Origin of the sequence: Streptomyces sp. NBC_00525, assembly GCF_036346595.1 — a bacterium.
Taxonomy (GTDB): Bacteria; Actinomycetota; Actinomycetes; order Streptomycetales; family Streptomycetaceae; genus Streptomyces.
The window spans coordinates 1,974,106-1,986,331 of record NZ_CP107834.1 but is presented as its reverse complement, the minus strand read 5'-3'; the positions used below and the strand labels follow the sequence as shown (position 1 = coordinate 1,986,331).

At 73.1% G+C, this 12,226-nt stretch carries 12 protein-coding genes; 9 read left to right on the top strand and 3 right to left on the bottom strand.

Annotation, left to right across the window (positions count from 1 at the left end):
* The first annotated feature begins 3 nt into the window (after positions 1–3).
* Entirely contained in the window at positions 4–1,503 is a 1,500-nt protein-coding gene (locus tag OG710_RS08810; RefSeq protein ID WP_330238811.1) for a CoA-acylating methylmalonate-semialdehyde dehydrogenase, read from the top strand.
* Between the two features lie 76 nt (positions 1,504–1,579).
* On the opposite strand, the gene OG710_RS08805 is transcribed toward OG710_RS08810, so the two are convergent.
* On the bottom strand, positions 1,580–2,281 hold the full coding sequence (locus OG710_RS08805) for a VC0807 family protein (protein WP_330238810.1): 702 nt from the start codon (positions 2,279–2,281) through the stop codon (positions 1,580–1,582).
* Positions 2,282–2,489: 208 nt separating this feature from the next.
* On the opposite strand from OG710_RS08805, the gene OG710_RS08800 reads away from it, so the two are divergent.
* Complete coding sequence (locus tag OG710_RS08800) at positions 2,490–3,113, top strand: DUF4291 domain-containing protein (protein WP_330238809.1); 624 nt, start codon at positions 2,490–2,492, stop codon at positions 3,111–3,113.
* Here OG710_RS08800 and OG710_RS08795 read toward each other — a convergent pair.
* Positions 3,110–3,646, bottom strand: a complete 537-nt coding sequence (locus OG710_RS08795; protein ID WP_330238808.1) for a hypothetical protein — start codon at positions 3,644–3,646, stop codon at positions 3,110–3,112. The two genes, OG710_RS08800 and OG710_RS08795, sit on opposite strands and share 4 nt — an antisense overlap.
* A 172-nt stretch (positions 3,647–3,818) precedes the next feature.
* Here OG710_RS08795 and OG710_RS08790 point away from each other — a divergent pair, with 172 nt between their 5' ends.
* The 5 genes from OG710_RS08790 (at position 3,819) to OG710_RS08770 (ending at position 10,057) form a co-directional block, all read left to right on the top strand.
* Positions 3,819–6,479 (top strand): alpha/beta fold hydrolase, encoded by a 2,661-nt coding sequence (locus OG710_RS08790; protein ID WP_330238807.1) that lies wholly within the window; start codon positions 3,819–3,821, stop codon positions 6,477–6,479.
* Positions 6,476–7,354, top strand: a complete 879-nt coding sequence (locus OG710_RS08785) for an ABC transporter permease (protein ID WP_330238806.1) — start codon at positions 6,476–6,478, stop codon at positions 7,352–7,354. The genes OG710_RS08790 and OG710_RS08785 overlap by 4 nt, the downstream gene beginning before the upstream one ends.
* A 132-nt stretch (positions 7,355–7,486) precedes the next feature.
* Positions 7,487–9,100: a vWA domain-containing protein gene (locus OG710_RS08780; protein WP_330238805.1), complete on the top strand. Its 1,614-nt coding sequence runs from the start codon at positions 7,487–7,489 to the stop codon at positions 9,098–9,100.
* An 80-nt stretch (positions 9,101–9,180) separates the two neighbouring features.
* Entirely contained in the window at positions 9,181–9,630 is a 450-nt protein-coding gene (locus OG710_RS08775) for an anthrone oxygenase family protein (protein WP_111331497.1), read from the top strand.
* A 208-nt stretch (positions 9,631–9,838) separates the two neighbouring features.
* The gene (locus tag OG710_RS08770) at positions 9,839–10,057 is read left to right on the top strand and encodes a hypothetical protein (RefSeq protein WP_330238804.1); all 219 of its coding nucleotides are present in this window, start codon (positions 9,839–9,841) and stop codon (positions 10,055–10,057) included.
* Positions 10,058–10,100: 43 nt separating this feature from the next.
* Here the strand turns inward: OG710_RS08770 and OG710_RS08765 are convergent, their stop codons facing one another.
* Complete coding sequence (locus tag OG710_RS08765) at positions 10,101–10,454, bottom strand: ArsR/SmtB family transcription factor (protein WP_330238803.1); 354 nt, start codon at positions 10,452–10,454, stop codon at positions 10,101–10,103.
* A 121-nt stretch (positions 10,455–10,575) separates the two neighbouring features.
* Here OG710_RS08765 and OG710_RS08760 point away from each other — a divergent pair, with 121 nt between their 5' ends.
* Entirely contained in the window at positions 10,576–11,607 is a 1,032-nt protein-coding gene (locus OG710_RS08760; protein ID WP_330238802.1) for a sporulation protein, read from the top strand.
* Between the two features lie 135 nt (positions 11,608–11,742).
* A complete protein-coding gene (locus tag OG710_RS08755; RefSeq protein WP_330238801.1) occupies positions 11,743–12,198 on the top strand; it encodes a tellurite resistance TerB family protein in 456 nt (151 codons plus the stop codon).
* Positions 12,199–12,226 lie beyond the last annotated feature (28 nt).

Here is a 12,226-nt window from a genome sequence, read left to right as displayed (position 1 = left end):
CAGATGAAGACCGTGAACCACTGGATCGGTGGCAAGACCGTCGAGGGCACGTCCGGCAGCCACGGCGAGGTCACCGACCCCGCCACCGGGGCCGTCACCACCCGGGTCGCCTTCGCCTCGGCCGCGGAGACCGACGCCGCGGTGGCCGCCGCGAAGGACGCGTACCCGGCATGGCGTCAGTCGTCGCTGTCCACCCGCACCGCGATCCTCTTCCGCTACCACGCGCTGCTCGACGCCCACCGGGACGAGATCGCCGCGCTCATCACCGCCGAGCACGGCAAGGTGCACTCCGACGCGCTCGGCGAGGTCGCGCGCGGACTGGAGATCGTGGAGCTGGCCTGCGGGATCACCACCCAACTCAAGGGCGAGCTGTCCACCCAGGTCTCCAGCCGGGTCGACGTCTCCTCGATCCGGCAGCCGCTCGGCGTCGTCGCCGGGATCACCCCGTTCAACTTCCCGGCCATGGTGCCGATGTGGATGTTCCCGCTCGCCATCGCCTGCGGCAACACCTTCGTGCTCAAGCCCAGCGAGAAGGACCCGTCCGCCGCCAACCTGCTGGCCGAACTGGCCGCCGAGGCCGGGCTGCCGGACGGCGTCCTGAACGTGCTGCACGGTGACCGGGTCGCGGTGGACGCGCTCCTGGCCCACCCGGACGTCGCCGCCGTCTCGTTCGTCGGCTCGACGCCCGTCGCCCGCCACATCCACGCCACCGCCTCCGCCAACGGCAAGCGCGTCCAGGCGCTGGGCGGCGCGAAGAACCACATGCTCGTGCTGCCCGACGCCGACCTGGACGCCGCCGCCGACGCCGCCGTCTCCGCCGCGTACGGCTCCGCCGGCGAGCGCTGCATGGCGATCTCCGCCGTCGTCGCCGTGGGCGCGATCGGCGACGAGCTGGTCGCCCGGATCAAGGAGCGGGCCGGCCGCATCAAGATCGGCCCCGGCACCGACCCGGACTCCGAGATGGGCCCCCTGATCACCGCCGCCCACCGCGACCGGGTCGCCTCCTACGTCACGGGCGCCGCCGCCCAGGGCGCCGAAGTCGTCCTCGACGGCACCGGATTCACCGTCGAGGGCTTCGAGGACGGCCACTGGATCGGCCTCTCCCTCCTCGACCACGTCGCCACCGACTCCGACGCGTACCGCGACGAGATCTTCGGCCCGGTCCTGTGCGTGCTGCGCGTGGACACGTACGAGGAGGGCGTGGCCCTCATGAACGCCTCGCCGTACGGCAACGGCACCGCGATCTTCACCCGCGACGGCGGGGCGGCCCGCCGCTTCCAGCTGGAGATCGAGGCCGGCATGGTCGGCGTCAACGTGCCCATCCCGGTGCCCGTCGGCTACCACTCCTTCGGCGGCTGGAAGGACTCCCTCTTCGGCGACCACCACATCTACGGCAGCGACGGCGTGCGCTTCTACACCCGCGCCAAGGTCACCACCACCCGCTGGCCCGACCCGGCCGACACCCCCTCCGGCGTCGACCTGGGCTTCCCCCGCAACCACTGACCCGGCGCCGCACGGGCGGACACGCCCGCAGGGCCACCCCCCCCCGGAGTGGCCCTGCGGAATCCCGTGGACGGCCTCAGCGCTCCGTCGTGCCGGCCTCGGCCGCGATCATGCGCTCCATGGGCACGACCCCGACCCGGCCCGACACCAGGAACGCCACCACCATCGCGCCGATCATCAGCACCGTCCCGGCCCACACCATCGTCTCCACCGGCACGGTGTACGCCCCCACCGCCCGCACCGCGCACTCCGCGAGCAGCGCCCCGCCCCACACCGCCGAGAACCGCGTCTCCGCCCGCCGGAACTCCGGCGAACCGGCCGCGAGCCGCTCCCAGGCGGCCGACTTGGCGGCCTCGCCCCGCGTCAGCCACGGCCGCAGCCCCGCCGACAGCATCGGCCGCCCCCGCACCGCCGTCACCAGGAACGTCAGCCCGACGATGCTGCTCACCCCGCTGTCCTTGAGCAGCATCAGCCGCGGGTCACCGGCCACCAGCCCCAGCAGCAGCGACACCGCGTTCACCGAAACCATCAGCGCCGCGAGCCCGTTGAGCCGCCGCTCGCGCACCGCGCCCCACACCGTGCGCACCGCCGGCACCGTACTGCTCCAGGCCAGCGCGGCGAAGGTGCCGAGCCCCGCCGCCTTCAGCGCGTAGTAGGAGGCCAGCGGCAGCGCGACATCCACCAGCAGCGGCTTCAGACTGTCCACGAGCGCCTTGCGGGGAGCGATCGGAGCGGCGTCGGCGACAGGTGCGTGGAGTGTGACGGCCGTGCTGCTCATGTCGGTTCCTCCCGTTCCGGCGGCGCCCTCGCGGCTCCCGCTCTCGACACGTACAGACTGCTCCGCCGGCCCCCCTGCCCGGCAGAGCCGCGTGTCCCGACCTCCGCATGACAGATGTCACCGTATGCGCGTGCGGGAGGACACCGCCGGGCACCGGCGTACGCAAACTCGTTCGCCGTCCCCCGGCCCCCGGTGCTGGAATGCCCGTATGACCGCATCCGTGTCCGTATCCGCGACCACCCGGCCCCCGCACGAGATCCGCGCGCTCCACACCGCCGACACCGTGACCGTCTATCAGGCGTACACCCCGTCGCTCGGTCTCCCGGCCGCCCGCGACGGGCGCTTCCCGGCCGCCTGGAAGCGCGACCGGATGACATGGATCAAGCCGAGTTTCCTGTGGATGATGTACCGCTGCGGCTGGGGGACGAAGGAGGGCCAGGAGACCGTCCTCGCCATCGAGATCACCCGCGAGGGCTTCGACTGGGCCCTCGGCCACGCCGAACTCTCCCACTACCAACACGGCGTGCACCCCGACCGCGCCACCTGGCAGCGCGATCTGCGCCGCGCCCCCGCCCGCGTCCAGTGGGACCCCGAACGCGACCTGCACCTCAACCGCCTCCCGCACCGCTCGCTGCAACTCGGGCTCGCGGGCGAGGCGTCCCGGCGGTACGCGGACGAGTGGACCGTCGCCGTTCGCGACGTCACCCCGCTCGCCCGGAAGATCCACGCCCTGGTCCGGGCCGGAGCGACGGACGAGGCGAGCACGCTGCTCCCCGCCGAGTCCCCGTACCCGCTGCCCGAGGGCACCCCGCTGCCCGTGCCCACGCCTTAGTGCCCCAGCCACCCCGTCAGCGCGACGATCCGTGCCGCGACGTCCACCACCGTCCGCCCGTCCGTCGGCACCCGCACCGTGTCGGGCGGGGCCTGCGCGTCGAGCAGCCGGGCCTTGCGGGCGCTGTTCCGCAACTCCCGCTCCAGCCCCGACCCGGTCTCGCGGCCGGCGAGCCGCTCGGCGGCCGTCGTGTCGGACGCGGTCAGCAGCACCCGTACGCACCGCACCTCCGCCCCCATCGCCCGCTCGAACATGGGCGCCGAACCGGCCAGCACGCTCACCGTGTTGGTGTAGACGAGCCGGCGCAGGCCCAGCTCCGCGTAGTTGGCCCAGACGGCCGCCAGATTGCGTGCGGTGATCAGGGAGCGGTCCGGGTCGCCGTCGGGCGCGGGATGCACGGCGCCCATGAAGTCGCCGTCCACGACCGCGTGTGCCACTCCGGCCGCGCGCAGCCGGGCCGACACCTCCCACGCCGCCGTCGTCTTCCCCACCCCGGCGCGTCCGCCGATCAGCAGTGCCTCCGGTCGATGCATGACGGCAGCGTTCCAGAGCACGGCCCTCCGGGCGACCCGATTCCCACAGGCGCGGGGACCGGCGCGTACCGCGCGCGGAGTACGCGGGCCGGGCCCCGTACCTCTTGAGGAGGTGCGGGAGTTCCGCCCCGGGGCAGGCGGGGCCGGGCGGCGGGCCGCATAGGGTCGGTGCATGGACACCCCTGTTGCGCGTACGCCCCGGTGGCGGCGGCTGCTGCCGCGCACCCGAGGCCGTTGGACGGCGGCCGGTGCCGCGCTCCTGGTACTGGCCGGCGCGGGCACCTGGAGCGCCGCGGCCGACGACAGCGGGCCCGCCGTGCACCGCCAGGACCGGATGATGCACGTGAACGGGGTGACCCTGGACACCTCCTACTTCACGGCCGGCGGCGCCGGGCGCAGGCCCGCCGTGCTCATCGGCCACGGGTTCGGCGGCAGCAAGGCGGAGACCCGTGCCCAGGCGGAGCGGCTCGCCCGCGACGGATACGCCGTGCTCACCTGGTCCGCGCGCGGCTTCGGCAAGTCGGGCGGAACCATCTCGCTGAACGCCCCGGACCGCGAGGTCGAGGACGTCTCACGGCTGATCGACTGGCTCGCCGGCCGCCCCGAGGTGCGGCTCGACGCCGAGGGCGACCCGCGCGTGGGCATCACCGGCGCGTCCTACGGCGGCGCCGTCTCGCTGCTCGCCGCGGGCCACGACCGGCGCGTCGACGCCATCGCCCCGCAGATCACCTACTGGAACCTCGCTGACGCGCTCTTCCCGGACGGGGTGTTCAAGAAACTCTGGGCCGGGATCTTCGTCAACTCCGGCGGCGGCTGCGGCAACTTCGAGAAGAAGCTCTGCGAGCTGTACGAACGGGTCGCCGTCAGCGGCAAGCCCGACGCCGCCGCGCGCACCCTGCTCGCCGAACGCTCCCCGAGCGCCGTCGCCGACCGCATCAAGGCCCCCGCCCTGATCGTCCAGGGCCAGACCGACTCCCTCTTCCCGCTCGGCCAGGCCGACGCCATGGCGAAGGCCATCGCCGCCAACGGCGCCCCCGTCTCCGTGGACTGGATCGCCGGCGGCCACGACGGCGGCGACCGCGAGACCGACCGGGTCGAGAAGAGGATCGGCACCTGGTTCGACCGCTATCTGAAGGGGGAGGAGGGCGCCGACACCGGCCCCGCCTTCCGCACCACCCGCACCGGCGGCATCGACTCCACCGACGGCGCCGCCCTCACCCGGGGCGCCACCTCCGACACCTATCCGGGGCTGCACAGCGGCGGGGTCCCCGTCGAACTGCGCGGCGAACCGCAGAAGATCGCCAACCCGCCCGGCGGCAACCCGCCCGCCATCTCCGCGGTCCCCGGCGCCGGCGGCTCACTGGCCCGGCTCTCCACCTTCGGCCTCGGCCTCGCCCTCGACTTCCCCGGCCAGTACGCCCGCTTCGACTCCGCCCCGCTGACCACCGCCCGCCGCGTCACCGGCGCCCCCACCGTCCGGGTCACCGTCGAGGCCGACCACGGCGACGCGGTCCTGTTCGGCAAGGTGTACGACGTCTCCCCGGACGGCAAGCGCCAGGTACTGCCCGCCCAGCTCGTCGCCCCCTACCGGATCACGCCCGAGCGGCAGGGCAAGCCGCTGGAGCTGACGCTGCCCGCGATCGACCACGAACTCGAAGCGGGCCACCGGCTCCGGCTCGTCCTGGCCACGACCGACCTCGGCTACGCGTCCCCGGCCGCGCCGGCCACGTACACCGTCTCCCTCGAAGGGCCCCTCACGCTTCCCACCGCGCCCGGCCTCGAAACCGGCGCGGCCCCGCTGCCCTGGTGGACCTGGGGGCTGCCCGCCGCCGCGCTGGCCGCCGCCGCGGCCCTGCTGCTCACCGCCCGGCGCCGTACCGCGACGCCCGCACCCGATCCGGCACTCGCCGACGTACCGCTGCGGATCACCGGCCTGTCCAAGAAGTACGCCGGGTCCGCCGAGCGGTATGCCGTCCGCGACCTGTCCTTCCGGGTCGAGAAGGGGCAGGTGCTCGGCCTGCTCGGGCCCAACGGCGCCGGCAAGACGACGACACTGCGCATGCTCATGGGGCTCATCACCCCCGACGACGGCGAGATCCGGGTCTTCGGGCAGGCCATCCGCCCCGGCGCGCCCGTGCTGTCCCGCGTCGGCTGCTTCGTCGAGGGCGCCGGCTTCCTCCCGCATCTGTCCGGCCGCGCCAACCTGGAGCTGTACTGGCAGGCCACCGGCCGCCCCGCCGAGGACGCGCACATCGAGGAGGCACTGGAGATCGCCGGTCTCGGCGACGCCCTGGCCCGCGCCGTGCGCACCTACTCGCAGGGCATGCGGCAGCGCCTGGCCATCGCCCAGGCCATGCTCGGCATGCCGGACCTCCTCATCCTCGACGAACCGACCAACGGGCTCGACCCGCCGCAGATCCGCGAGATGCGGGACGTGATGATCCGGTACGCGGCCGGCGGCCGCACCGTGATCGTCTCCAGCCACCTCCTGTCCGAGGTCGAGCAGTCCTGCACGCATCTGGTCGTCATGGACCGCGGCAGGCTCGTCCAGGCCGGCCCGGTCGCGGAGATCACCGGCTCCGGCGACATGCTCCTGGTCACCGCGGCCGACCCGCTCACCGAACCCGTCGTGGACAAGATCGCCGCCCTGCCCGGCATCGGCTCCGCCGTGCGCACCGACGACGGCCACGGCCTGCTGGTCCGGCTCGACGGGGCGACGGCGCCCGGCCTGGTCGCCGAACTGGTCCGCCTCGACGTGCCGCTGACCGGCGTCGGACCGCACCGCCGCCTGGAGGACGCCTTCCTCACCCTGATCTCCGGAGGCTCCGCATGAGCACCGCAGCCGACCTCACCACGGCCCCCGAGGCCCCCGGCTACCGCGCCCGCCACACGCTCCCGCTGCGCGTGGAGGCGGTACGGCAACTGCGCCGCCGCCGCACGCTGCTCATGGGCGGAGTGCTGGCCGCGCTGCCGTTCGTCCTGATCATCGCGTTCGCCATCGGCGGCACCCCGGACGGCGGGCCCGGCGGCGACGACCGCATCACGCTGATGGACACCGCCACCGCGTCCGCCGCCAACTTCGCCGCCACCTGCCTGTTCGTCTCGGCGGGCTTCCTGCTCGTCGTCCCGGTCGCGCTGTTCTGCGGCGACACCGTGGCGTCCGAGGCGAGCTGGTCCTCGCTGCGCTATCTGCTGGCCGCGCCCGTGCCCCGGAGCAGGCTGCTGTGGAGCAAGCTCGTCGTCGCGCTGGGCTTCAGCCTCGCCGCGATGGTGCTGCTGCCGCTCGTCGCGCTCGCGGCCGGCGCGGCGGCGTACGGCTGGGGGCCGCTGGAGCTGCCGACCGGGGGGACGCTGGCGGCCGGGGAAGCGGTGTGGCGCCTCGCGCTCGTCGTCGCGTTCGTCTTCGTGTCCCAACTGGTGACCGCCGGGCTGGCGTTCTGGCTCTCGACGCGGACCGACGCCCCGCTCGGCGCGGTCGGCGGCGCGGTGGGGCTCACCATCGTCGGCAATGTGCTCGACGCGGTGACCGCGCTCGGCTCCTGGCGCGAGCTGCTGCCCGCCCACTGGCAGTTCGCCTGGGCCGACGCCCTCCAGCCCGCCATCGAGTGGGGCGGCATGGCCAAGGGCGCGGCGGTATCGGTGAGTTATGCCCTGATCCTGCTCGCCTTCGCCTTCCGGGGATTCAGTCGTAAGGACATCGTGTCCTGACCTTGACATTCCGCCCGTTGTGCGCTCCCCGTTGCCGCATCGAGATCGTTCCGCAACGCTTTCGGCCGGTCCCGCGGCCCCGCTCGCGCGTCACATTCACAAGTGCTGACGTGACGACACAGGGGGTACGGAATGGAACGCCGCACACGGAATCACCGGCGGAGGCATCAGGGGGCGCTCGGGCTGCTGCTCGCGGCCGGCGTGCTGCTCACCGGCTGCTCGGGCGAGCCGGGCCGGGACGCGGCCTCCTCGGCCGACCGCCGCGCCGGAGCGCCCGCACCCGCGCCCGCCGGCACCAAGGGGGCGACGGACGATCTGCGGGCCGGGCCCACGGACGGGCCGAACGGCGGCCCCACGGACGGCCCCGACCGGCTCAAGGGCCCCGACGCACCCGACTACCTGTCCACCTTCGCGCTGGACGTGGACACCGCCTCGTACGGCTACGCCCGCCGCACCCTCGCCGACGGGCGGCTGCCCGGTGCCCAGAGCGTGCGGCCGGAGGAGTTCGTCAACAGCTTCCGGCAGGGCTACCACCGGCCCACCGGCAACGGCTTCTCGGTCTCGGTGGACGGCGCCCGGGCGGGCGGCGAGGGCGGCGACTGGTCGCTGGTCCGGGTCGGGCTGGCCACCAGGGCGGCGCCCAGCAGCGCCGACCGGCCCCCGGCCGCCCTCACCTTCGTGGTGGACGTCTCCGGCTCGATGAACTCGCCCGACCGGCTCGGGCTCGTGAAGACCTCGCTCGGCATCCTCACCGACGAACTGCGCGACGACGACTCGATCAGCCTGGTCACCTTCAGCGACGAGGCGGAGACCGTCCGGCCCATGACCCGGCTGAAGGGCCACCGGGGCGAGGTCCGCGACGCGGTCGACTCCCTGGAGCCCGGCTCCTCCACCAACGTCGGCGCCGGTGTGGAGCGCGGCTACGACGAGGCCGTCGAGGGCCTGCGCAAGGGCGCCAACAACCGGGTCGTCCTGCTCTCCGACGCACTGGCCAACACCGGTGAAACCAAGGCGGACGACATCCTCGAACGCATCGACTCCGCCCGCCGCGAGCACGGCATCACCCTGTTCGGCGTGGGCGTCGGCAGCGAGTACGGCGACGCCTTCATGGAGGAGCTGACCAACAAGGGCGACGGCCACACCACCTACGTCTCCGACGAGGAGCAGGCCCGCAAGGTCTTCGTCGACCAGCTCCCGGCCCACCTCGAACTGACCGCCCGCGACGCCAAGGCACAGGTCGCGTTCGACCCGGAGACCGTCGAGAAGTTCAAGCTGATCGGCTACGAGAACCGCAAGGTCGCCGACGACGACTTCCGCGACGACAGCGTGGACGGCGGCGAGGTCGGCCCCGGCCACACGGTGACCGCCCTGTACGCGGTGCACCTGCGCGACGGCGCCTCCGGCCATGTCGCCACCGCCACGGTGCGCTGGCTCGACCCCAAGACCCGTACCCCGCACGAGAAGACCGGCTCGGTGGAGACCGGCGCGGTCACCGGCAAGCTGTGGGGCGGCCGCAGCGACCGGCTCCAGGTCACGGCGGTGGCCGCCTACTTCGCGGAGAACCTGCGCGGCGGCAGCCTGCCCGGCGCCCCCGGCCTCGGCGAACTCGCCGCGCGGGCGCGCAAGCTGGCCACGCGTACGGAGGACTCCTCGGTCTCCAAGCTCGCCGACGCGATCGGCCGCGCCGACCGGCTCAAGGGCGGCGGGGATGTCGTGGAGGACACCGGAGAGGGCGAGATGGACTGACGGCCGCGCACCGGGGAGCGGTTCGCACACATCTGCGAAATCAGGCGGTGCGGCCGCTCCCCGCAGGCCATGATGGGCCCATGGCCTCGCTGTTCCTGACCCTCGCCGTGCTCACGACCGGCCTCTACGCCGGATTCCTGCTGACCTTCCTCATCGCGGTGATGCCCGGCCTCGCGGTCCTGCCCGACGCCGGGTTCACGGCCGCGATGCGCCGCTTCAACGAGAAGGTCCCCGGCCCGGTCTTCCTGCTCCTCTTCCTCGGCGTGATCGCCTTCCCGGCCGTCCCCGTCTTCACGGAGACCGGCGAGGACACCTGGCCCCTGCTGCTCGCCGCACTGGTCTGCGCCGTGGCCTCCCACCTGATCACGGTCGCGGGCAACATCCCGCTGAACAACGCCCTCGCACAGTCCGAGGGCGGCGACGACACGGCGGCCCGCACCGCGTTCGAGGCCCGCTGGAACACCTTCCACCGCATCCGCACGGTCCTGTCCCTGGCGGCGTTCGCGCTGCTGGCGGTGGCGGCCGGCTGACGGGTCCTTCGGTACCTCTCGTCCCGAAGGCCCTGAAGACCCTGAAGGACCCGAAGACCCCGAAGGCCCTGAAGCCGCAGAAGGCGGTACTTTCAGCCGTTTTTGGCGGAGACCCGATCAAGCCCTTGAGGGGTGATCCGGGCTCGTATTTTCTACAGAAGTGTAGAGGGTGCGGCGGTCGCACCCACTCGTTCCCGGAGGGTTGGACATGGCTTCGATCGATCTCGGCAAGGTGCTGGACTCGGCGTGGGCGGACAAGGAGCTGTCGGAGATCCTGGCCGCGCCGGTGGCCGCTCTGAAGGGCGTGTCCGACCGGGACGGTGAGCTGCTGGACGAGGCGTTCGGCGTCAGGACCGTGGCGGACCTGGCCTCGCTGAAGTACGTACGGTGGGCGCAGGCGCTGGCCGCGCTGGACGCCGCCAAGTAGCGCGACCCCGCCGCCCGGCCGGGCGGCGCTCCGGCCGGCGGTGTCAGCCGCCGGCCGCTCCCCGGCCGGTGGCGTCGCCCTGGCGCGCGGCCAGCCGTTCGGCCGCCCGCCGGACCTCGGTGAGCGCCTGCGACTCCTCGGTGAAGTACACCTGCCGACGCCCCTCCCTGCGGGAATCGACGAACCCGGCCCGCCGCAGGGTGAACAGGTGCTGGCTCACCGTGGACGCGGCTCCGCCCACCTGCTCCACCAGACGCGTCACATCGCTCGGCCCCTGGGTGAGGACCTGGAGGATGCGCAGACGCGCGGGAGAAGCGAGGGCCGCGAAGACCCTGGCGACGGTGTCCGTACCCGCGCCCGGAGCGTCGCCGAGGCCGCCGGTTCCTGTCGTGTCCACCTGCTCGTATCCCGTCCGCCGGCCGTCGCCCCTCATATGCTTCTACACAAGTGTAGACGGTCGCTGGTCGCGGCGGCCGAAGTGCTGTACCGCACAAGCCATATGAAGGAGTGAACGCCCGATGGTGTTCAAGCGTCTGCTCGGCTCGCTCGGCATCGGGGGCCCCTCGGTGGACACCGTGCTGGAGGCGGGCGCGGTCGCGCCCGGCGGTGACGTCACCGGAGAGGTACGCCTCCGGGGCGGCGACGGTGACGTCACGATCGAGCACATCACCCTGGAACTCGTCGCCCGCGTCGAGGCCGAGCACGACGACGGAGAGTCCGAAGGCTTCGTCGCCTTCCACCGGTGTGCCGTCGCGGGCGGCTTCCGCCTCTCCGGGGGCGAGGACCGCGCGGTGCCCTTCGCGCTGACGCTGCCGTGGGAGACGCCGATCACGGAACTGTACGGGCAGGAGCTGGGGATCGTCCTCGGCGTCCGCACCGAACTCGGGGTGGCCGGCGCCAGGGACAAGGGCGACCTCGACCCGCTCGCCGTGCGCCCCCTGCCGGCTCAGGAAGCGGTCCTGGAGGCGCTCGGGCAACTCGGCTTCGGCTTCAGGTCGGCCGACCTGGAACTCGGCCGCATCGGCGGTACGGGGCAACAGCTGCCGTTCTACCAGGAGATCGAGCTGTCCCTGGCGCCCCAGTACGCCCACCAGCTCAACGAGATCGAGGTGACCTTCCTGGCCGGGCCCACCGGTCTGGAGGTGGTCCTGGAGGCCGACAAGCGCGACGGCTTCCTCTCCGAGGGGCACGACGCCCTGGTCCGCCACACCGTCGGCCACCACGAGGTCGCGGGGACGGACTGGAACGCGGAGGTCGACGGCTGGATTCGACGCCTCGTCGAGCACCGCGCCGCGTACGGGCAGGCGGACGGCGCGCTGTTCGTGCAGGGCGGGCACGGGGGCCATGACGGCCACGGCGGCTACGGAGGGCATGACGGCCACGGCGGTGACGGTCATCGCTCCGGCCCCGGAGTGGGGACGGCGGTCGCCGCCGGTGCGGCGGGCCTGGCCGTCGGCGTGGTCGGCGCCGTGGTGGCCGCCGAAGTCGTCGACGAGGTGGGCGACTTCTTCGAGGGTGACGAAGAGGAGGAGAGGGAGGACGAGGGGTGAGACCGGGCGGTCCGCGCGGCCGGGGCGTGGCCTCTCCGGACTGGTAGTTTCTACAGTAATGTAGAAGTTGGGTCCGTCCGAGCCGCCACCCCACCCCGGCTCGGGCGGGCCCACCAAGCGCGTTGGGAGTGCGGGATGGCCCTGTGGGACCGCATCAAGGAGTCCGCGTCGACGATGCAGACGCAGCTGCTGGCGAAGAAGAACGACCTCAAGTCCGGTGCCTTCCGGGACGCCTCCATGGCGATGTGCGCCCTCGTGGCCGCGGCGGACGGCTCGATCGACCCCTCCGAACGGCAGCGCGTGGCCCAGCTCATCGCCACCAACGAGGTGTTGCAGAACTTCGACGCGAACGACCTCCGGCGCCGGTTCGACGAGAACCTGAACAAGCTGACGGCCGACTTCGGCTTCGGCAAGGTCGGCGTGCTCCAGGAGATCGCCAAGGCGAAGAAGAAGCCGGCCGAGGCGCGCGCCGTGATCCAGATCGGCATCGTCATCGGCGGCGCCGACGGCCACTTCGACGACACGGAACGGGCCGTCGTGCGCGAGGCGTGCTTCACCCTCGACCTCCCGCCCCACGAGTTCGACCTCTAGGGCCTGCCCGTACGGCCTGTCCGGCTGA

Coding starts and splice junctions, on each gene's coding strand:
- OG710_RS08775 (WP_111331497.1), top strand. CDS start 9,181: ATGGCCTCGCTGTTCCTGACCCTCGCCGTGCTCACGACCGGCCTCTAC.
- OG710_RS08795 (WP_330238808.1), bottom strand. CDS start 3,646: ATGCATCGACCGGAGGCACTGCTGATCGGCGGACGCGCCGGGGTGGGG.
- OG710_RS08785 (WP_330238806.1), top strand. CDS start 6,476: ATGAGCACCGCAGCCGACCTCACCACGGCCCCCGAGGCCCCCGGCTAC.
- OG710_RS08800 (WP_330238809.1), top strand. CDS start 2,490: ATGACCGCATCCGTGTCCGTATCCGCGACCACCCGGCCCCCGCACGAG.
- OG710_RS08780 (WP_330238805.1), top strand. CDS start 7,487: ATGGAACGCCGCACACGGAATCACCGGCGGAGGCATCAGGGGGCGCTC.
- OG710_RS08755 (WP_330238801.1), top strand. CDS start 11,743: ATGGCCCTGTGGGACCGCATCAAGGAGTCCGCGTCGACGATGCAGACG.
- OG710_RS08770 (WP_330238804.1), top strand. CDS start 9,839: ATGGCTTCGATCGATCTCGGCAAGGTGCTGGACTCGGCGTGGGCGGAC.
- OG710_RS08805 (WP_330238810.1), bottom strand. CDS start 2,281: ATGAGCAGCACGGCCGTCACACTCCACGCACCTGTCGCCGACGCCGCT.
- OG710_RS08760 (WP_330238802.1), top strand. CDS start 10,576: ATGGTGTTCAAGCGTCTGCTCGGCTCGCTCGGCATCGGGGGCCCCTCG.
- OG710_RS08790 (WP_330238807.1), top strand. CDS start 3,819: ATGGACACCCCTGTTGCGCGTACGCCCCGGTGGCGGCGGCTGCTGCCG.
- OG710_RS08810 (WP_330238811.1), top strand. CDS start 4: ATGAAGACCGTGAACCACTGGATCGGTGGCAAGACCGTCGAGGGCACG.